The following is a 19,252-nucleotide window of genomic DNA, read 5'->3' on the forward strand; positions in this document are numbered from 1 at the left end:
ACTAAGCCAGGTCAATCCTTCGTCGAACATCCTTCGGGACGGGCTCCCGCAGCGGGAGCCCGGGGCCAACCTCAGGGCAGCAGGGCCACGTTGGACAGGCCGAGGCGCTCGTCCAGGCCGAAGAGGATGTTCATGTTCTGGATCGCCTGGCCGGAAGCGCCCTTGACCAGGTTGTCGATCACCGACAGCACCACCACCAGGTCGCCGCCCTGCGGACGGTGCACGGCGATGCGGCAGACGTTGGCGCCGCGCACGCTACGGGTCTCCGGGTGGCTGCCGGCCGGCATCACGTCGACGAAGGGTTCGTTGGCGTAACGCTCCTCGAACAGCTTCTGCAGGTCCACGCCGCGATCGGCCACCTGGGCGTAGAGGGTGGCGTGGATGCCGCGGATCATCGGCGTCAGGTGCGGAACGAAGGTCAGGCCGACATCGCCCTTGGCGGCGCGGCGCAGGCCCTGGCTGATTTCCGGCAGGTGGCGGTGGCCCTTGACCGAGTAGGCCATCATGCTCTCGCCGGCCTCGCAGAACAGCGAACCGACCTTGGCGCCGCGGCCGGCACCGCTGACGCCGGATTTGCAGTCGGCGATCAGCCGCGAGGTATCGACCAGGCCGGCTTCCAGCAGCGGGATGAAGCCCAGCTGGGCGGCGGTCGGGTAGCAGCCGGGCACGGCGATCAGGCGCGCCGATTTGATCGCCTCGCGGTTCACTTCCGGCAGGCCGTAGACGGCTTCGGGCAGCAGTTGCGGCGCGCCGTGGGGCTGGCCGTACCACTTGGCCCATTCCTCGGCATCCTGCAGGCGGAAGTCGGCGGACAGGTCGATGACGCGGGTGCCGGTGGCCAGCAGCTCGCCGGCCAGGGCATGGGCCACGCCGTGCGGGGTGGCGAAGAACACCACGTCGCAGGCGCCCAGGCGCTGCACGTCCGGCACGCTGAAGGACAGGTAGTCGTAGTGGCCTCGCAGGTTCGGGTACATCTCGGCGACCTTCACGCCCTCCTCGGAGCGCGAGGTGATCACCTCGACGCGCGCCTCGGGATGCTGGGCCAGCAGGCGCAGCAGCTCCACACCCGTGTAACCCGTACCACCTACGATACCGACCTTGATCATCTGTCCGTCACTCCGCCAATAAGGGGCTCACTCAGAACCGCCAATGATAAGAGCGCGGGCCCCGCATGAACAGGCCGAAGCGCCGCGGGCGACGAGTCGCCGGCAGGGGCGCTCGGCTTCGCGGGGGTGACGCTGGCACGGGGCTGCCACTACTATCAGCGCAACCGTGACCCGAGGAGCTATCGATGCTGTATCTGTGGATAAAGGCCCTGCACATAGTCGCAGTGGTCTGCTGGTTCGCCGGCCTGTTCTACCTGCCGCGCCTGTTCGTCTACCACGCTATGAGCGAGGATGCCGCCAGCCGCGAGCGCTTCCAGGTGATGGAGCGCAAGCTGTACCGCGGCATCATGGGCCCGTCGATGATCCTCACCATCCTCCTCGGCGCCTGGATGCTCTACCTGACCCCGGGCTGGCTGAGCCAGGGCTGGCTGCACGCCAAGCTGACCCTGGTGGTCCTGCTGATCGGCTACCACCACGCCTGCGGCGCCATGCTCAAGCGCTTCGCCCGTGGCGAGAACCGCCGCAGCCACGTGTTCTTCCGCTGGTTCAACGAAGTCCCTGTGCTTTTCCTGCTGGCCATCGTCATTCTGGTAGTGGTCAAACCTTTCTGAATCCTGTCCGGAGCCTCCCATGTCCCTGCCCGCCCTGCTCGACCGCCGTCTGCGCCTGCCCCTGGTGGCGGCGCCCATGTTCCTGGTGTCCAACCCGCAACTGGTGCTGGCCTGCTGCCACAGCGGCATCGTCGGCAGCTTCCCGGCGCTGAACCAGCGCGAGAGCAGCGGTTTCAAGGCCTGGCTGGAAGAGATCGAGGCCGGCCTGGCCAACGCCCCGCAAGCGGCGCCCTACGCCGTGAACCTCATCGTCCACCACAGCAACCCGCGCCTGCAGGCGGACCTTGCGCTGTGCGTGGAGTACCGCGTGCCCATCGTCATCACCAGCCTGGGTGCGGTGCGCGAGGTGGTCGACGCGGTGCACAGCTATGGCGGCCTGGTGTTCCATGACGTGACCACCCGCCGCCATGCGGAGAAGGCCGCCGAAGCCGGGGTCGACGGGCTCATCGCGGTGGCCGCCGGCGCCGGCGGCCATGCCGGCACCTGGAGCCCCTTCGCGCTGGTCGCGGAGATCCGCCAGTTCTTCGACAAGACGCTGCTGCTGGCGGGCTGCATCAACCGCGGGCACGAGATCCTGGCGGCGCAGATCCTCGGCGCCGACCTCGCCTACCTCGGCACGCGCTTCATCGCCACCCGCGAGAGCAACGCCTCCACCGCCTACAAGAAGATGCTGCTGGAAGCCCGCGCCGCCGACATCATCCACACCCCCGCGGTCTCCGGCGTGCCGGCCAGCTTCATGCGCCAGAGCCTGGAGGCCGCCGGCTTCGACATGGCGCGCCTGAACGAGAAGGGCGAACTCAACTACGGCGAGAAACTCAAGCCGGTCAACGACGAGGCCAAAGCCTGGAAGACGGTCTGGTCTGCCGGCCAGGGCGTGGGCAACATCAGCGACCTGCCGTCGGTGGACGAGCTGGTGGCGCGCCTGGACCAGGAATACCGCGACGCGCTCCAGCGCGGCGGCGCCCTGCCCAGCCTGCTGCGCCCCTGAACGGGGCTCGCAAATCCACGCATGCTGGCTTGTTGCCCTCAGGGCCTGCGATTAGGCTGTAGCCAAAAGCTGCAGCCCAATCAACCGACAAGGACGCCCCTCGATGGATGAACCGCGCTACAAGATCGTGTTCGACGGCACGCTGATGCCGCAAACGCCGCTGGAAACCGCCAAGGAGAACCTCGCCCGCCTGTTCAAGAGCGACCTGGCGCGCATCGAGGCGTTGTTCAGCGGGCAACTGGTCGTGCTCAAGCGCGACCTTTCCGAGGGCGAGGCCGACAAGTACCTGCAGGCCCTGCACAATGCCGGCGCCCAGGCGCGCAAGGAATCCGACCTGGCCTCCAGCCTGTCGCTGGTGGAGACCGAGGATCATCCCAGTGCCGAGACCCAGGCCGCGGCAGCCACGGAGCAGGCGGCCAATGACCAGCGGATGGCCTGCCCGAAGTGCGGCCACGAGCAGGCCAAAGCCAGCGAGTGCGGCGCCTGCGGCATCATCATCGACAAGTACCTGGCGCGCCAGGCCGAGCTGGCCGCCACGCAACCCGCGGAGCCGGCCCCCGCCGCGCCACGCGCCCAGTCGCCCTACGCCACCCCGCAGGCGCCGGTCGGCGAGGCGCTGCCGGAATATGGCGAACTGCAGTACTTCACGGTCCAGGGCCGCATCGGCCGGGTGCGCTACCTGGGCTGGAGCATGGGCATGATCCTCGCCCTGATCCCGGCCTTCGCACTGTTCGCCGCCCTCACCGCGGTTTCCCACACGCTGGGCGGACTGGTGCTGATCGCCGCCTGCGTCGGCATGGCCGTGATCAGCATTTTCTTCGGCGTGCAGCGCCTGCACGACATCGGCTGGTCCGGCTGGCTGTGGCTGCTCAACTTCGTTCCCGTGGTGGGCAGCGTCATGGCGCTGCTGATGCTACTGGTGCCGGGCACAGTCGGCGCCAACCGCTACGGCCCGCCACCGCCGCCGAACAGCCGTGGCGTAGTGGCCCTGGCCTGGGCGTCGATCCTGGTGCCCATCATCGGTATCCTCGCCGCGATCGCCATCCCGGCCTACCAGGGCTATCTCACCCGTGCCCAGGAAGCGGCCTACAGCCAGGACCAGAGCTACGACTCGGCCGCAAGCGCCGAATCCCAGGCCTACGACGAGAGCGACGAGGACGCTACCGCCGTGGAAGCCGACGAGCCCTCGGAGCAATAGCCCACGGCAATGGGGCGCGCTAGAATCCGCGCCCCATTCCGGAGACCCATCGATGCCACGCTATGCCCTGATCACCGGCGCCTCCAGCGGTATCGGCCTCGCCCTGGCCGAGGCCCTGGCGCGCCGCGGCCAGGCCCTGATCCTGGTGGCGCGCCAGCGCGATGCCCTGGAAAGCATCGCCTACGAGCTGGCCCAGCGTTTCGGCGTGGACGTGCTGTTCCGTATCTGCGACCTGTCCGAGCCGCTGCAGCTGTCCGGGCTGCTGCATGAGCTGGAGCAGTCCGGCCGGCAGATCGAGCTGCTGGTGAACAATGCCGGCTTCGGCAGCGGCGGCGCCTTCGTCGAGCAGGACTGGTCCCGCGAGCAGGAGATGATCGAGCTCAACGTCCTCGCCCTGGCGCGCCTGTGCCATGCCATCGGCGGGCAGATGGCGCGCAGCGGCGGCGGGCAGATCCTCAACGTGGCTTCGGTGGTCGGCTTCATGCCCGGCCCCTGGATGAGCAACTACTACGCCAGCAAGGCCTACGTCCTGCACCTGTCCGAGGCGCTGCGCTCCGAGCTCAAGCGCCACGGCGTGAAGGTCTCGGTGCTGTGCCCGGGGCCGACGCGCACGGCCTTCTTCCGCAATGCCAGCGTGGAGGCCGCCCGCCTGGACGGCAGCAAGCTGATGATGAGCCCCGAGGAAGTGGCGCTGATCACGGTGAAGGCCCTGCGGCGCAACAAGGCCATCATCATTCCCGGCTGGCGCAACCGCCTGATGGCCTGGAGCCCGCGCCTGGCGCCGCGCTGGCTGGTGCGCTGGATCACCGGGCGAGCCAACCGCTCGGTGTTGCCCAACCCGTAGCCCCAGCGCGCCAGGCTGGGTTCCCCGGCCGCGGCCGGCTAAACTGCGGACCATCGCCCCCTACCGGAGAACATCCCATGGACTGCCTGTTCTGCAAGATCGCCGCGGGGGAAATCCCGGCGCGCAAGCTCTACGAAGACGACCAGGTCATCGCCTTCCACGATATCGGCCCGCAGGCGCCGGTGCATTTCCTGGTGGTGCCGAAACGCCACATCGCCACCCTCAACGACCTGGAGGAAGCCGACAAGCCGCTGGCCGGGCACATCCTCCTCACCGCCCAGCGCCTGGCCGCCGAGCAGGGCTGCGCGGAAGGCTTCCGCGTGGTGATGAACTGCAACGACCTGGGCGGCCAGACCGTGCACCACATCCACATGCACGTGCTCGGCCAGCGCCAGATGCACTGGCCGCCGGGCTGAGCCGCCAGGCGCGGGGCGGCCACGCAGGCGCCCCGCCGCAAGACCTGTCATCGGCAATCCGTTAAACTGGCCGCTGTTTTCCCTTTCGGAGGTGCGCCATGTCCGCCGACCGTCACTACTCCCCCGCCGACCGCTTCCTGCTGCAGGCCGATGCCGCGCTGCGCACCCTGCTGCCCTTCAGCGGTCACCCGGCACGTCCGTCGCCGGCCATCGTGCAGCCCGACGCCGAGCTCGACGAAGCCGACAGCCGCCACATCGCCGGGCTGATGCGCATCAACCACACCGGCGAGGTCTGCGCCCAGGCGCTGTACCAGGGCCAGGCGCTGACGGCCAAGCTGCCGCACGTGCGCAAGGCCATGGAGGAAGCCGCCGACGAGGAGGTCGACCACCTGGCCTGGTGCGAACAGCGCATCCGCGAACTGGGCAGCCGCCCGAGCCTGCTCAACCCGCTGTTCTATGGCCTGTCCTTCGGCGTCGGCGCGGCGGCGGGGCTGATCAGCGACCGCATGAGCCTGGGCTTCGTCGCGGCCACCGAGGACCAGGTGTGCAAGCACCTCGACGAACACCTGGAACAACTGCCGGCCGAGGATCAGAAGAGCCGCGCCATCCTCGAGCAGATGCGCATCGACGAGGAGCAGCACGCCAGCAACGCCATCGAGGCCGGCGGCCTGCGCTTCCCGGCGCCGGTCAAGTTCGGCATGACGCTGCTGTCCAAGGTGATGACCAAGACCACCTACCGCATCTAGGCTTCAGGCGAACAGCGCGACGAGCTCTTCGTAGGATCGAGGGGGACGCCTAGTTCTTGCTCGCGAACGACTCCGCGACGGGGCCGCTTCGCGAGCAAGCTCGCTCCTACAGGTGAGGCCTATCCACAGCTTCGCTCTTGCCTGCCGCCTCAGTGCGGCATGTTGCGACCGTAGAAGATCTCCAGCATCTCGTGGCGGACGCGCTCTTCCACCTGCTTGCGCTGCTCCGGCGAGAGGTTGCTCGTGGCGTCGCCGAACAGGTAGTTGTCCAGGTCGAACTGCTTGAGCAGCATCTTGGTGTGGAACAGGTTCTCCTGGTACACGTTCACGTCGGTCATCTGGTAGGCCTCGTACGTGTCGTCGGAGAGGTAGTTCTGGATCGAGTTGATCTCGTGGTCGATGAAGTGCTTCTTGCCCTCCACGTCGCGGGTGAAGCCGCGCACGCGGTAGTCCACGGTGACGATGTCCGAGTCGAACTGGTGGATCAGGTAGTTGAGCGCCTTCAGCGGCGAGATCACCCCGCAGGTGGAAACGTCGATGTCCACCCGGAAGGTCGCGATGCCTTCCACCGGATGGATCTCCGGGTAGGTGTGCACGGTGATGTGGCTCTTGTCCAGGTGCGCCAGGATGGTTTCCGGTAGCGGCCCGGGGGATTCCTCGATCTGGCTGTCGGTCGGGGTGACCGGCTGCTCGGAGATCAGGATGGTAACGCTGGCGCCTTGGGGGTCGTAGTCCTGACGGGCGATGTTCAGGATGTTGGCGCCGATGATGTCGACAACATCGGTGAGGATCTGCGTCAGGCGCTCGGCATCGTACTCTTCGTCGATGTACTGCACGTACGCCTGCTGGTCTTCCGGCGTCTCGGCGTAGCAGATGTCATAGATGTTGAAGCTCAAGGTCTTCGTCAGGTTGTTGAACCCGTGGAGCTTGAGTTTGCTTTTCACCGTGGGGGAACTCTCTTCAATGCGGCTCTGCCGCGTGGTTGAGCATGCCCGTCAGATGCTTACGGCGCACCTGCGTAGGACGGTTTACACCTCTTCGCGTTGGCGATTGTGGTTGCTTGGTTTGGGGCCTGGCCCCGAAAAAAGGTGGCGCATTATGCAGAGGTCGGGCGACCTCTGCCAGCCTTTACGCCACCGCCATGACGATCCCGTGACGAGAGGATGTCAGCCGAGCTCGACGAGCTCGTAGTCGTGGGTGATCTCCACGCCCGCGCGGCCGAGCATGATCGAGGCCGAGCAGTACTTCTCCGCCGACAGCTCGACGGCGCGCTTGACCTGGGCTTCCTTCAGGCCACGGCCCTTGACCACGAAGTGCACGTGGATCCTGGTGAACACCTTCGGGTCCTCGCCGGCGCGATCGGCCTCGAGGAAGGCCTCGCAGCTCTCCACCGGCTGGCGGCCCTTCTTCAGGATGCTGACCACGTCGAAGTTGGTGCAGCCGCCCAGGCCGAGCAGCAGCATCTCCATCGGGCGCACGCCCAGGTTGCGGCCACCGGCATCGGGCGGACCGTCCATCACCACCACATGACCGCTGCCGGATTCACCGAGGAACATGGCCTCGCCGGCCCACTGGATTCTCGCTTTCATGCAAAGGCTTCCGCCGGAAAAAAGGGGGCGACAGCTTATCACAAGGCCTGGAATGCCCGGCGATGTTGACCAGGTCTCAATTCGAGCCCTGACACCTTAACGTTCTATTATGCTGGCGTCATTTTACTGGCACACTCACGAGGTTAAATTGACAGCCCGACCAGCTTTTGATTGTCGGCGCCAGAACGTCTGTTTAAGCTCTTGCCATTAAAAAAGACCGCCAGCCATCGAGCTGCGGCACCGATGCTCGGGGGAGAGCGTCGTAACGTCACGGTAAGCCAGCCAGGGACGACACATAACAACTCGACAAAAGCGCCTGTCGTGCACAGGGCCATTCTTATAATTTCGGGACTCGGGCATGGTAGCTATTACCCTTACACCCAAACACAAAAACCTCGACAAGTTGCTCGCACACTGTCACCGCCGCCGCTACACCCCAAAGAGCACCATCATCTACGCCGGGGATCGTTGCGAAAGCCTGTTCTTCATCATCAAGGGCTCGGTCACCGTCCTGATCGAGGACGACGATGGCCGGGAAATGATCATCGGCTACCTCAACAGCGGTGATTTCTTCGGCGAGATGGGGCTGTTCGAGAAGGACGGCAGCGCCGCCCAGGAACGCAGCGCCTGGGTTCGCGCCAAGGGTGAATGCGAGGTCGCCGAGATCAGCTACACCAAGTTCCGCGAACTCTGCCTGCAGGATCCGGAGATCCTCCTCACCCTCGGCAGCCAGATGGCCGAGCGCCTGCGCAAGACCACGCGCAAGGTCGGCGACCTGGCCTTCCTCGACGTCACCGGGCGCGTCGCCCGCACCCTGCTGGACCTGTGCCAGCAGCCGGACGCCATGACCCACCCCGACGGCATGCAGATCAAGATCACCCGCCAGGAGATCGGCCGTATCGTCGGCTGCTCGCGGGAGATGGTCGGCCGCGTGCTGAAGAGCCTGGAGGAGCAGGGCCTGGTGCACGTGAAGGGCAAGACCATGGTGGTGTTCGGCACCCGCTGAAGCCCGGACTTCAAGGTGTAATGCCATTCACTTGAGAAAGAACGCCGTTTCCCTGCATGGGGAACGGCGTTCTCACCAGCTATTCCTACGGGATGGGAAATAGCTTCGCTTGTGAATCGCCCCCCATTCACGCGGAACGTAGGGCGGATAACCGTTCGCGGTTATCCGCCATTGGCTATGCCCCTGGGACGCCCGGCGTGGCCGGTCATCCAATCGCGGACAAAGTCCGCTCCTACGCCCGTGCTTCCCTGGAACCGTAGGAGCGGACTCCGTCCGCGATTCGGCGGATAACGCCGTAGGCGTTATGCGCCCTACGTTCCGCGTTCGCGGGAATTTCGCCGCTCGCTCCGCATAGCCCCCTCGCCCTTCAGGGAGAGAGATCGAAAGCCAAGGCCGAACACCTTTGCCGATCCCATGCACGACTCAAGAGACCAGCATTACAATAATGCCAGCCTTCCTGATTGCGCCCCCCAGAATCAGTCCGGATCAGCCCCCAATACCGCCGCACGACGCTCAGGGAAGAACAGCCGCTTGAGCTCTACCCCCGGATCGTCGGCGCGCATGAACGCCTCGCCAACCAGGAACGCATATACCTCGTTAACCTCCATCAGCTCGATGTCGGCACGGTTGAGAATGCCGCTCTCGGTCACCACCAGGCGATCGCGCGGAATCTCCGGCAGCAGGTCGAGGGTGGTATCCAGGCTCACCTCGAAGGTGTGCAGGTTGCGGTTGTTGATGCCGATCAGCGGGGTATCCAGGGTCTTCAGCGCACGCTCCAGCTCATCGCCGTCGTGCACCTCGACCAGTACGTCGAGCCTCTGTTCCTTGGCCACCGCGGCCAGTTCGGCCATGCGCGCGTCGTCCAGCGCGGAGACGATCAGCAGGATGCAGTCGGCGCCGATGGCGCGGGCCTCGACCACCTGGTAGGGGTCGATCATGAAGTCCTTGCGGATCACCGGCAGCGCGCAGGCGGCGCGGGCTTCCTGCAGGTAGGCGTCGCTGCCCATGAAGTAGTCGATGTCGGTCAGCACCGACAGGCAGGTAGCCCCGCCTTCCTGGTAGCTGCGGGCGATGTCCGCGGGCGAGAAGTTCTCACGCAGGATGCCCTTGCTCGGCGAAGCCTTCTTCACCTCGGCGATCACCGCCGGCTGCTTGCGCTGGGCCTGCGCCAGCAGCGCCGCGGCGAAGCCGCGCGGCGCGTCGGCGGCGCGGGCGCGCTGCTCCAGCTCGGCGAAGGAGACGTGCGCGCGGCGCTCGGCGACTTCCTCGGCCTTGCGGGCCAGAATCTTCTGCAGAACCGTGGGCACAGTCACTGTGCATTCTCCTCTCGGTAAACGGCGGTAAAGGCGGCCAATTCGTCCATTTTTTCCCGGGCCAGGCCGGTGTGCAGGGCATCGTGGGCCAGGTGCATGCCCTCGTGCAGCGTGCTGGCGAGGTCGGCGGCGTAGAGCGCGGCGCCGGCGTTGAGCACGATCAGCTCGGCGGCCTTCTGCCCGGCCTCGGTCCTGCGCCGGCCGAGGGCGTCGCGGATCAGCTCCAGGGACTGCTGCGGGCTGTCCACGGTGAGGCCGATCAGCGTCTGGCTGCGGATGCCGAAGTCTTCCGGCTTCACTTCGTACTCGCGCACCTCGCCGTCCTTGAGTTCGGCGACGTGGGTGGCGGCGGCCAGGCTGAACTCGTCCAGGCCATCGCGCGAATGCACCACCAGCACGTGCTCGCTGCCCAGGCGCTTGAGCACCTCGGCCAGCGGCCGGCACAGCGCCTGGTTGAACACGCCGACCACCTGGTGGCGCACGCCCGCCGGGTTGGTCAGCGGGCCGAGCATGTTGAACAGGGTGCGCAGGCCCAGCTCACGCCGCGGGCCCGCGGCGTAGCGCATGGCCTTGTGGTGGACCTGGGCGAACATGAAACCCACGCCGACGCTCTCGATGCAGCGGGCCACCTGCTCGGACTTCAGGTCCAGGTAGATGCCGGCGGCTTCCAGCAGGTCGGCGCTGCCGCTCTTGCCGGACACGGCGCGGTTGCCGTGCTTGGCCACCTTGCCACCGGCGGCGGCGACCACGAAGGCCGAGGCCGAGGACACGTTGAAGATGTTGGCGCCGTCGCCGCCGGTGCCGACCACGTCGACCACGCGGTCCAGGCTCTGCAGCTTCACGCCGTCGGCCAGCTCGCGCATGACCGAGACCGCGCCGACGATCTCGTCGATGGTCTCGCTCTTCATGCGCATGCCCATGAGGAAGGCGCCGATCTGCGCGTCGGTGCACTGGCCGGTCATGATCTCGCGCATGACCGCCTGCATTTCCTCGGTGGAAAGGTCGAGCTGGTTGACCACGCGGTCGAGGGCTTCCCTGATGTTCATGCGCGCACTCCGCCCTGCTGCTTGAGGAAGTTGGCCAGCATTTCGTGGCCCTGCTCGGAAAGTATGGACTCGGGGTGGAACTGCACGCCCTCGACGTTCAGCGTCTTGTGGCGCAGGCCCATGATCTCGTCCACGGAGCCGTCGTCATGGGCGGTCCAGGCGGTGATCTCCAGGCACTCGGGCAGGGTTTCGCGCTTGACCACCAGGGAGTGGTAGCGCGTCTGCGTCAGCGGGTTGTTCAGGCCGGCGAACACGCCCTGGTCGGTGTGGAACACCGGGCTGGTCTTGCCGTGCATGACCTGGCGCGCGCGCACCACGTCGCCGCCGAAGGCCTGGCCGATGGACTGGTGCCCCAGGCATACGCCCAGCAGCGGCAGCTTGCCGGAGAAACGCTGGATCACCTCCAGCGACACACCCGCCTCGTTGGGGGTGCAGGGCCCGGGGGAGAGCACGATGCGCTCGGGGTTCAGCGCGGCGATCTGCTCGACGCTCAGCTCGTCGTTGCGAATGACGTGGATGTCGGCCTTCAACTCGGCGAAGTACTGCACCAGGTTGTAGGTGAAGGAGTCGTAGTTATCGATCATCAGCAGCATGTCTGCTCGGACCTCAATGATTGCACTGCTTTCGGTTCGCGTCGCCGGCGCACCCGGGGCGGCCTGGGCAGGACCTGGCCATTATGCCAGCGGATGGGGGGACGAACGCGGGGAAGGGACCGGCGCGAGGGCCGGGAAAGAAGGAATCAGGCGCGCCAGCGCCAGCGGGCGAATGCCTTGAGGAGGGAGATGAGGATGCTGTTGCGGTGAATCACGGTAGCGATCTCGCCAGATGATTGCCGAACAGTAGCCGATGGCCGCCCGGCAACGCAAGCCGCACGGGCCCGCGCGGCGCCGGGAGCCGGCGGGCGGCTAGCGGCAGGCCTCCAGCGCGGCGCGCAGGCGGGCCTCGTAGCCCAGGTGCTGCTGGCGCTCCGCGAGCAGTGCGCGGACCTTGGTCTGCAGCGAGTCGGAAGGATGCAGGAGGGAAGTGGCGAACACCGGAATGGGGACAGCCGGCGCCCGGCAGGGAATGGCTATCGGCACCCGCACTTCGAGCGCGGCCGGTTGGGTTGGCGCCGCTACGGTGCAGGCCGTGAGCAGCGACAGACCGGCGAGGAGGAGGATTTTCATGGCGCCAGCTCCTGGTCGATGAGCCGGCGTGCTGCGGCGCAGTCCTCACCGTCGCTGTGCCCCGCCAGCAGGCGCTGGGCGGCCGCCTCGTGGGCATCCGCCTGCACCTGGGCCGCCCGCAGCGCCTGCGCGGCGTCGATCTCGCGCTTCCGCGCGGCGAGCGCCAGTTCATCCAGGCGGCGGTTCTGCTCGATCAATTGGGCCTGCAACGCGCTGCTGCCCTAGGCACAGAGCACACCCTCGACGCGGGCGGCGTCCAGTTGCGGACGCAGGTGCCAGGCCGCGAGCCAGGCGCCCACGGCAATGCCGAGGCCGATCAGGAGCAGGACGACGGCGAGCTTCCGGTACAGGCTCATCCCAGCACCTCCTGCGCCCGTCGCCACAGTTTCCGGCGCTCGGCCAGGCCATTGAGGCCACCGTTGATGCGCCGGGTGATGTCCTCGAAGCGGCCGGCATCAGCCAGTTCGTTCAGGCCCCCGGCCGCCCACCACCAGGCCGCCGATTCGCAGGCCCAGTGCGGTTCGGCGAGCGATTCCGGGTGAGCCTCGAAGGCCTGGCCGAGCGCCATGCCGACGCGCCGATAGTTGGCCCGGCCGGTGATCTGCAGCAGGCCACGGCCGCGGTAGCGCCAGCCATCGCCGGAGGCCTCGTCGCCGTTGCCGTTGCGCCCGGCGTAGGCAAAGTTGGCGATGGCCTGGGGTTGGTAGGCCAGTCGGCAAGCCAGCGCGGTGGGCTTGCCGGCGGCGTTGCGGAAGCGCCGCGGCCAGGTGTCCGCCAGGCCCTGGGCGCCGTAGGCGAGGTTTTCCACCAGGCGCGTCAGCCCGGCGCTCTCGTGGCCGACCTGGGCGAGGAAAGCGGCGACGCGCGGCGCTCGGTCAACCCCGTGGGCACGCATCGCCGGCGCCAGCCAGGGCAGGGCCTGGCCGGCCCGGGGAAACAGCTGCAGCAGTTGTTGGTCGGTGATCTCCATGCTGCCCTCCTTCAGCTGCGCCCCTTGCCACCCGCGGCATCGGCCTTGCCCTGGGCGCCGCCGTTGCAGGTGATGGTGGTGCTCCAGCCGCTGGCATCCAGGCGCTGTTCCACCGAGTCGGTGAGGAACTCGCCGTCCAGGCCGTCCTTGAAGCCGCTCAGCCGCACGCCGCGCTCGGCGAACAGGTCGCTGCGCCCGGGCATCTGCAGGCGCACGAAGGCGCTGCCGCGGTTGAAGTCGGCCAGCCGCGCCCTGGCCGCCTGCTCGGCGGCGCCGCGGTCCGGGTAGGGATGGCGGTCGATGAACTCGGCGCTGACGTCCTCCGGCGCCTTCGGGTTTTCCAGCGCCACCTGGCGCATGGCGCCGCTGGCCGGGTCCTGGTAGCAGGTCTTCACCCGGCGGTAGACGGTACGGTCGTCGAGGCGCAGGTCGAAGGAACCGACATCGCCCGGCATCAGCTCCAGCGGCGCGATGGCGCGCCCGGAGGCGCTCTCCCCGGCCTGGCGCGGCAGCACCAGCAACAGGCCGTCGGCCAGCTTGGCAGTGCAGTCGTGCTGGCGGGCCAGGCGGGTGATGAAGTTGAAGTCCGATTCGTTCAACTGCTCCGCGCGGGCGACGTTCACCTGCACCGGGCAGCGTGCGCTCCAGTGGTTGCGCGCGGCCAGGTCGAAGACGATCCGCGCCAGGCTGGCGTTCTCCCAGGCGGCGCAGCGGGTGCTTTTGCCCTCGCCGTGCATGTCGCCGGCACGGCCGCTCAGGGTCAGCCGGCGGGGCGGCCCGTCGAAGCGGAGCGCATCCACCCGGTAGCGGCCCATGGGCGCCAGTTCCTCCCCGGCGTAGCCGAGGAACAGGTCCAGCCAGGCGCCGCGCGCGGGCAGCGCGATGGCGCCGTCGCGGTCGTCGAGGACCAGTTCGAAGGTGTCGGACTCCAGGCCCGGCTTGTCGGTCAGGACCAGGCTGAGCAGACGGTCGCTGAGCAGGTGGGTGATGTCGCTGCCGTTGGCGAGCAGACGGAAGGTCGGGCGCACTTCAGGCCTCCGGAAAGGAAAGACCCCGCCGGAGCGGGGTCGGGGGTCAGTCCCACAGGCGTACCCGGGGGTCGCTGGGGGGCGGCAGCTCGGGCAGGCGGATCAGCAGCCCGGCGCGCAGCGGCTGGGGCTCGTCGGCCAGGCCGGGGTTGGCTTCGAGGACGGCTTCCACGCTGCCCAGCAGGTGCCCGTAGTGGTACTGGCAGAGGCTGTCCAGGCAGTCGCCGTCCGCGGTTCTACAGATCGTCGCCATAGCGGGTGAACTCCAGGGTGAAGGCCTGGCTGCGCGGCACGCCGTCGCTCAGCAGGCTGGATTGGTTCTCGCCGATGCGGGTGATGCACCAGTTGCCCAGCAGTTGGCCGGACCAGTTGCTCAGGCTCAGCGGCTCGCGGCGCGCGGCGATGTCGCGCAGCTTCTGCAGCTGGCCGACGCCGGCGCCCAGCAGGGTGGCGATGGTGCCGCTGAGGCTCAGCGTCTCCGCGCCCTGCCCCGGCGACTGCAGGGCCGGGCGCCGGTCCAGGCGCGCCTGGGGCACCCAGCTGTACTGGGTGTCGCGCACCAGCTTGTCGAAGGCCGCGGTGGACAGGTTGAAGTAGAAGGGCGTGGCGTTCGGCGCCAGCGGCCGCATCACCAGCAGGTGGGGCTGCGGCTTGACCGCTTCCGCCGCCGGCGTGGTCAGCGGCGCCAGCAGCTCGCTGGGGATGATGTTGGCCAGCTTCGGGCTGATCGCCCCGGCGATGCGGTTGATCGCCTGACCAGCCCGCGCCGCCTGCTGGCCCAGCGCGTCCAGCCGCTCGTCCACCCGCTGCACGGCGCGCTCGGCCTTCGAATAGACGGCCACCACCCTGTCCAGCCGCGCATTGGCCTGGTCGATGCCGCGCATCACGCGCTGCAGTTGCGCCGACACGCCGGGCGGCAGGCCCAGCAGTTTCTCCAGCTGGCCGCTGGCGTCCTGCAGTTCGCCGATGGCCTGGTCCAGTGGATCGACCGTGCCCTTCAGCTCGCGGCGGCCGGCCTCGATGGCCTGGCCGATAGACCGCAGGCCGGCCTGTAGTTGCTCCATGTAAGCCATGCTGGCTCCTCATTCGTCATGTCGCCGTTCAGAGCCTCGGCAGGTCGAACAGGCTGTCGTTGCGCTGGCGGCTGTTGAATTCGTCGAGCAGCCGGCGCAGTTGCGGCAGCAGCTGTTCGGCCAGCAGGCGCGGCTCGAACAGACCGCCGCCGACGTTCAGGGTGATCTGCGGGGAGAAGTGCCAGTTCTGCACCGGGGGTATCGCTGGCGCGGCGGGAGGCAGCTTCGCTTCGGGCGCACTGGCGGCCTCGGCCTTCGCCGCTGCACTCTCCTTGCCCAGCCAGGCGCCGAGCCTGCCACCGCCCCAGCCGCCCAGCTTCTCGCCCAGCAAGCCGCCGAGCGCACCGCCGATGGCCGTGCCCACCACCGGGACTATCGAGCCCACGGCAGCGCCCAGCGCGGTTCCCACCAGGGCGCCGGCGGCACCGCCATAGCCTTCGCCCTTCTGTTGGGCGGAGCCGTCACTGGCATAGGTCTCCACGGCGCCCAGCACGGCCAGCCCGGCACTCAGCGGTACGGCACCGCGCAGCAGCAGGCGACCGCCGCGGGCCAGTTGCGCACCGCCCTTGCCGGCCGCGTCGAGCACGGCGGGCACTCCACTCACCGTGTTGCCTGTGCGCAGCGCGATCTCCGGCAGCTTCCCGGCTCGCGCACCGAGCAGGCCGCCCCGCGCCAGGTTCACAGCGCCGCGCCCCGCTTCGAACAGCGCCCGGCCACCCTTGTAGGCACCGAACAGGCCCACCGCCGAAGCCACCACGCCGGGGTTCTCGTTGACCAGTTGCGTCGCGCGGCGGAAAGCCTCGGAGCCTACCTCCAGCGCAGGGTCCACATAGGGCACGAGCGCATCGCCGACGGCTCCCAGCAGCGTCTCGCTGGATGCCCGCGCCGCACCGATGCGGGCCGAGGTCGTGTCATTGCGCTGGAGGAGAAGGCTGTCGACCACTCCGCTGGCCTTCAGGGCCTGCGCTTGCAGGTGCTGCAACTCCTTCCCGCCACCCGAGGCCGGCAGCAGGCCCTTGAGCCCTTTGCCCACCCTTTCGGCTGCCTCTTCGGGCGAACCGCTCTTGCGCATCTGCAGTTCCAGCATGGCCCCCAGGCGAACGACAGCCTTGCTGCCCTGCCCCTTTCGCGGGTGCGCCCTGGACAACAGTTCCGGCAGGTGGCGCGCCAGGTCCGCCGTCTCGAACTCGCCCTGCTGGCCGAGGAAGGCCAGAGAGTCCAGCGTCTTCGCCAGCTCGGCGGGAGTATCGAGCCCGGCCTTCACCTGCAGGCTGCGCAGCAGCGCCGCGGTGTCGGCGAGCCCGGCGCCCTGGCTGCGGGCGAATTTCGCCGCCAACGGCAGGAGCGCCTGGGCGTCCTGCTGCCGCATGCCACTGTCCATCAGCGCAGCGAGCAGGCTTGCGCTGTCGTCCCGGCTCATCCCGCTGCCTTGCGCGCTTTCCTGTATCCGTTGCGACAGCTGCCGTTCCTGCGCGGTGCCGGCGATACCGCCACGGATCGCCAGGGCGCGGATGCGTTCCTGGTAATCCGCGGCGATACCGATGGGCACGCCCATGGCGCTGCCGAACCTGCCCAGCTCGCCGAAGCGGCGGCCGGCGCTCTCCAGCTGCTCCCAGCCCCGGGCCCTGAGTTCGCTACCACGCACACTGCGGCCCAGGCGCTCATACAGCTTCGACAGGTTGCCCACCTCCAGGCCGTGCCGCTTGAGCAGCGCCAGGTTGCCTTCCAGTGCCCGCAGGGTCGTGCCCGCCTGGGCGTCGCCGATGCGCTGCAGGCGCAGGTATTCCGCCTGCAGGTCGCGGGTTTCACCGACCAGGCCCTGGAGGTCGAAGGCACGCTCGCTGCTGCGCCGGAGCGCTTCCACACGCGCCTTGGCGTCCGCCACGACCGCCCCGAAACTGGCGTCGAGCACCCCGCCGAGCACGATGCTGATCTTCTGTTTCTCGCTCATCGCTCATTCCATCCATCAAAGGCGGGAGCGGCGCATGCACGCCGCTCCCGCGCCCTCAGGCAGCGTCCTCGCCCAGCCACCAGAGCAGCTCGCCCTGGCTCATGCCGTCGAGGTCGGCGGCGCCGAAACCCAGTTCGCGGGCCAGGCGCCGCGCCAGCTCACGCATCCGCGCCGGGCTCGTCGCCGTCTTCGCGCACCAAGCGAAAGTAGGCGTTCTGCAGCCGTTGGTAGTCGCTGAGCTTGAGCCCCTCCAGGTCCTGGGCGCTGACCTGGGCGAGGGAGGCGAACAGTTGCAGCTCGCGCTCCTCCGCATCGCCTCCGACGCGGGTGGCCAGGCGGATGTCGCGCACCGTGGGGGCGCGCAGGGTCAGGCTGTCGACGCTGACGCCGTTGCATTGCGCCGGGCGCGACAGGCGCACGGTGGCGGCGTCGGCGCCCAGGCTGAGCCAGGCCGGTTGTGCTTGGGTCATGGCGCGCACCTCACAGGCCGAGGTGACCGCGCAGGGCGGCCAACTGGTCGACACCGTTGACGCGGCGCACCGAGTTCAGCGGGTCGATCTCGAAGACCTCGCGGCCGTCGACCTCCAGCTTGTAGTAGCTGACCACCACGTTGAACTTGAACTCGGCCAGCTCGCCGACCTTCCAGTCGCCCGGGTCGACTTCCTGGAGCATGCCGCGCAGGGTCGCGATCACCGGCACGGCGTCGCCCTTCTGGCCCTTGAAGGAGCCGCGGAACACGCCGTTGAAGCCGCTCTGGTCGGCCAGGCCGAAGAAGTTCAGCGCCTCGCGGCGCGCGCCGTTGGTGGAGAACTTCGCCTCCATCTTCTCCAGGCCCATGTCCAGGGCGATGGGCGCGTCCATGCCGCCGGCCTGGTAGTCCTGGGTCTTGATGCTCAGCTTGGGCAGGGTCAGCGACGGCACGTCACCGGCGAAGCTGACGCCGTCGACGAACAGGTTGGTGTTGCTCAGGGTTTGCGGAATCATGGGTGTTGCTCCTTAGGCGTCGAGGACTTCGGTGAGCCACTGGTCGGTGACTTCCACGCGGAAGTTGGGGTTTTCGGCGGGCGGCACGTCGGTGAAGCGGATATTCCAGTACACCTTGCCCTGGGCCAGTTGGCTGGCGGTGTTGAGTTCCGCGTCGGCATAGACCTCGAAGTCGATCACCGCGCCCTGGTTCTTCAGGTCGCGCATGAAGGCGCGCAGGCCCTCGGTGACGTCCTTGACGTAGGTCTTGGTGATGCCGCGGTCGACCGCCCACTTGTGCCCGGCGAGGATGGCGTCCATCACCATGTCGAGGGTGCGCACGCGGGTCACGAAGGCCCACTTCGGGTCGCTGGACAGGGTGCGGTTGCCCCACAGGCGGTAGCCGTCGTCACGGATGATGGTGGTGACGTTGGCGTTGTTCAGCAGGTTGGCGCGGCAGGTCGCGTCGCCGTCGAGGAACTCCACCGGACGGGTGGTGCCGGTGATGCCGGTGAACACCTTGTTCGACGGCGAGGACCAGAAGCCGTACTCGGCGTCGGTCCAGGCGAACAGCCCGGCGGCGTAGGCCGAGGCCGGAGCGTCGGCGGTGGCGCTGGCCTCGGTGTCCCAGTACTGCACGCCGGGGTCGACCAGGTACACGCGCTTGCTGCCGAACTCGCCGGCATAGGCGATGGCCGCCTCGTCGGTGCTGTTCGGCCCGTCGACGATGGCGATGGCGCGCAGCTTGCCGGCCAGGGCGTCCATGGCGGTGGCCACGGCCTCGGTGGCGGAATGCTGCGGCGCCACCAGCAGGCGCGGCTGGGCGTTGAAGCGCGACTTGCCGTCGAGCAGCGCCTGCAGGCCGGTGCGCTGACCGGACTCGGTGACGCTGCCGATGATCGCCGAGGTCTGCTGCGCCGGGTCCTCGACCTCGACCACACCGACCGCGACGACCACAGCGGAGGCCTGGGTGAAGATGGCGGTGCAGGCCTTGTAGATCGCCGAGCCCGCGCCGAAGGCGGCAGCGGCCTCGCGCAGGCTGGTCAGCAGCACCGGCACATCCGGCTCGGCGGTGGCCGGAGCGCCCGGGGTGAAGGTATCCACCAGGCCGATGATCGAGGACGACGGCAGCGCGATGGTGCGCGCGCCGACGTCGACGTTGGTCACGGTAACGCCGTGAAAGAAGCTCATAGGGTTTTCTCCAGACATAAAAAAACCGCCGGTAGGCGGTTGCTTGG

The 19,252-nt window shown here is 68.1% G+C and carries 24 protein-coding genes; 7 read left to right on the forward strand and 17 right to left on the reverse strand.

The annotated features are described in order from the left end of the window. Positions 1-71 precede the first annotated feature (71 nt). Positions 72-1,106, reverse strand: a complete 1,035-nt coding sequence (gene argC, locus M8R19_RS12680) for an N-acetyl-gamma-glutamyl-phosphate reductase (RefSeq protein WP_249917956.1) — start codon at positions 1,104-1,106, stop codon at positions 72-74. Positions 1,107-1,294: 188 nt separating this feature from the next. On the opposite strand from argC, the gene hemJ reads away from it, so the two are divergent. The 6 genes from hemJ to coq7 all read left to right on the forward strand — a co-directional run bounded on the left by hemJ (position 1,295) and on the right by coq7 (position 5,909). Beyond that, positions 1,295-1,717, forward strand: a complete 423-nt coding sequence (gene hemJ, locus M8R19_RS12685) for a protoporphyrinogen oxidase HemJ (protein ID WP_173427880.1) — start codon at positions 1,295-1,297, stop codon at positions 1,715-1,717. Between the two features lie 19 nt (positions 1,718-1,736). Then, the gene (locus M8R19_RS12690; protein WP_249917957.1) at positions 1,737-2,705 is read left to right on the forward strand and encodes an NAD(P)H-dependent flavin oxidoreductase; all 969 of its coding nucleotides are present in this window, start codon (positions 1,737-1,739) and stop codon (positions 2,703-2,705) included. Positions 2,706-2,808: 103 nt separating this feature from the next. Continuing rightward, entirely contained in the window at positions 2,809-3,903 is a 1,095-nt protein-coding gene (locus tag M8R19_RS12695; protein WP_249917958.1) for a DUF805 domain-containing protein, read from the forward strand. A 52-nt stretch (positions 3,904-3,955) separates the two neighbouring features. Then, entirely contained in the window at positions 3,956-4,747 is a 792-nt protein-coding gene (locus tag M8R19_RS12700; RefSeq protein WP_249917959.1) for an SDR family NAD(P)-dependent oxidoreductase, read from the forward strand. A gap of 77 nt (positions 4,748-4,824) precedes the next feature. Further along, positions 4,825-5,163, forward strand: a complete 339-nt coding sequence (locus M8R19_RS12705) for a histidine triad nucleotide-binding protein (RefSeq protein WP_009615667.1) — start codon at positions 4,825-4,827, stop codon at positions 5,161-5,163. A gap of 98 nt (positions 5,164-5,261) precedes the next feature. Then, the gene (gene coq7, locus M8R19_RS12710) at positions 5,262-5,909 is read left to right on the forward strand and encodes a 2-polyprenyl-3-methyl-6-methoxy-1,4-benzoquinone monooxygenase (RefSeq protein WP_058073245.1); all 648 of its coding nucleotides are present in this window, start codon (positions 5,262-5,264) and stop codon (positions 5,907-5,909) included. Between the two features lie 149 nt (positions 5,910-6,058). Here coq7 and speD read toward each other — a convergent pair whose 3' ends face one another. Next, complete coding sequence (speD, locus tag M8R19_RS12715) at positions 6,059-6,853, reverse strand: adenosylmethionine decarboxylase (protein ID WP_009615665.1); 795 nt, start codon at positions 6,851-6,853, stop codon at positions 6,059-6,061. A 222-nt stretch (positions 6,854-7,075) separates the two neighbouring features. After that, positions 7,076-7,498, reverse strand: a complete 423-nt coding sequence (locus tag M8R19_RS12720; protein ID WP_249917960.1) for an OsmC family protein — start codon at positions 7,496-7,498, stop codon at positions 7,076-7,078. Positions 7,499-7,856: 358 nt separating this feature from the next. Here M8R19_RS12720 and crp point away from each other — a divergent pair, with 358 nt between their 5' ends. Continuing rightward, complete coding sequence (gene crp / locus M8R19_RS12725) at positions 7,857-8,504, forward strand: cAMP-activated global transcriptional regulator CRP (protein WP_043269230.1); 648 nt, start codon at positions 7,857-7,859, stop codon at positions 8,502-8,504. A gap of 476 nt (positions 8,505-8,980) precedes the next feature. On the opposite strand, the gene trpC is transcribed toward crp, so the two are convergent. The 14 genes from trpC to M8R19_RS12790 all read right to left on the reverse strand — a co-directional run bounded on the left by trpC (position 8,981) and on the right by M8R19_RS12790 (position 19,205). Beyond that, the gene (gene trpC / locus M8R19_RS12730) at positions 8,981-9,817 is read right to left on the reverse strand and encodes an indole-3-glycerol phosphate synthase TrpC (RefSeq protein ID WP_249917961.1); all 837 of its coding nucleotides are present in this window, start codon (positions 9,815-9,817) and stop codon (positions 8,981-8,983) included. Continuing rightward, positions 9,814-10,863: an anthranilate phosphoribosyltransferase gene (gene trpD, locus M8R19_RS12735; RefSeq protein ID WP_043269234.1), complete on the reverse strand. Its 1,050-nt coding sequence runs from the start codon at positions 10,861-10,863 to the stop codon at positions 9,814-9,816. The genes trpC and trpD overlap by 4 nt, the downstream gene beginning before the upstream one ends. Beyond that, positions 10,860-11,456 carry an aminodeoxychorismate/anthranilate synthase component II gene (locus M8R19_RS12740; protein ID WP_074984283.1) on the reverse strand — a complete coding sequence of 199 codons (597 nt, stop codon included), beginning with the start codon at positions 11,454-11,456 and terminating at the stop codon, positions 10,860-10,862. Before M8R19_RS12740 ends, trpD begins: the two co-directional genes overlap by 4 nt. 312 nt (positions 11,457-11,768) lie before the next feature. Beyond that, complete coding sequence (locus M8R19_RS12745; protein WP_249917962.1) at positions 11,769-12,029, reverse strand: hypothetical protein; 261 nt, start codon at positions 12,027-12,029, stop codon at positions 11,769-11,771. Then, entirely contained in the window at positions 12,026-12,238 is a 213-nt protein-coding gene (locus M8R19_RS12750) for a hypothetical protein (RefSeq protein WP_249917963.1), read from the reverse strand. Before M8R19_RS12750 ends, M8R19_RS12745 begins: the two co-directional genes overlap by 4 nt. A 12-nt stretch (positions 12,239-12,250) precedes the next feature. Further along, positions 12,251-12,385, reverse strand: coding sequence for a hypothetical protein (locus M8R19_RS33185; protein ID WP_283939461.1), 135 nt, complete (start codon positions 12,383-12,385; stop codon positions 12,251-12,253). After that, the gene (locus tag M8R19_RS12755; protein WP_249917964.1) at positions 12,382-12,999 is read right to left on the reverse strand and encodes a glycoside hydrolase family 19 protein; all 618 of its coding nucleotides are present in this window, start codon (positions 12,997-12,999) and stop codon (positions 12,382-12,384) included. Before M8R19_RS12755 ends, M8R19_RS33185 begins: the two co-directional genes overlap by 4 nt. An 11-nt stretch (positions 13,000-13,010) precedes the next feature. After that, the gene (locus tag M8R19_RS12760; protein ID WP_249917965.1) at positions 13,011-14,027 is read right to left on the reverse strand and encodes a phage late control D family protein; all 1,017 of its coding nucleotides are present in this window, start codon (positions 14,025-14,027) and stop codon (positions 13,011-13,013) included. Positions 14,028-14,073: 46 nt separating this feature from the next. Continuing rightward, positions 14,074-14,280, reverse strand: coding sequence for a tail protein X (locus M8R19_RS12765; protein WP_009615647.1), 207 nt, complete (start codon positions 14,278-14,280; stop codon positions 14,074-14,076). Continuing rightward, a complete protein-coding gene (locus M8R19_RS12770) occupies positions 14,264-15,100 on the reverse strand; it encodes a phage tail protein (protein ID WP_249917966.1) in 837 nt (278 codons plus the stop codon). The genes M8R19_RS12765 and M8R19_RS12770 overlap by 17 nt, the downstream gene beginning before the upstream one ends. Positions 15,101-15,128: 28 nt before the next feature. After that, positions 15,129-17,051, reverse strand: a complete 1,923-nt coding sequence (locus M8R19_RS12775) for a phage tail tape measure protein (RefSeq protein WP_249917967.1) — start codon at positions 17,049-17,051, stop codon at positions 15,129-15,131. A 158-nt stretch (positions 17,052-17,209) separates the two neighbouring features. After that, positions 17,210-17,521 (reverse strand): phage tail assembly protein, encoded by a 312-nt coding sequence (locus M8R19_RS12780; protein ID WP_009615639.1) that lies wholly within the window; start codon positions 17,519-17,521, stop codon positions 17,210-17,212. A gap of 10 nt (positions 17,522-17,531) precedes the next feature. Then, the gene (locus tag M8R19_RS12785) at positions 17,532-18,035 is read right to left on the reverse strand and encodes a phage major tail tube protein (protein WP_043269248.1); all 504 of its coding nucleotides are present in this window, start codon (positions 18,033-18,035) and stop codon (positions 17,532-17,534) included. A gap of 12 nt (positions 18,036-18,047) precedes the next feature. Then, the gene (locus M8R19_RS12790; protein WP_249917968.1) at positions 18,048-19,205 is read right to left on the reverse strand and encodes a phage tail sheath subtilisin-like domain-containing protein; all 1,158 of its coding nucleotides are present in this window, start codon (positions 19,203-19,205) and stop codon (positions 18,048-18,050) included. Positions 19,206-19,252: the final 47 nt, after the last annotated feature.

The sequence above is a fragment of the Pseudomonas sp. R3.Fl genome (genome assembly GCF_023516765.1).
In the GTDB taxonomy this organism is placed as follows: Bacteria; Pseudomonadota; Gammaproteobacteria; order Pseudomonadales; family Pseudomonadaceae; genus Pseudomonas; species Pseudomonas citronellolis.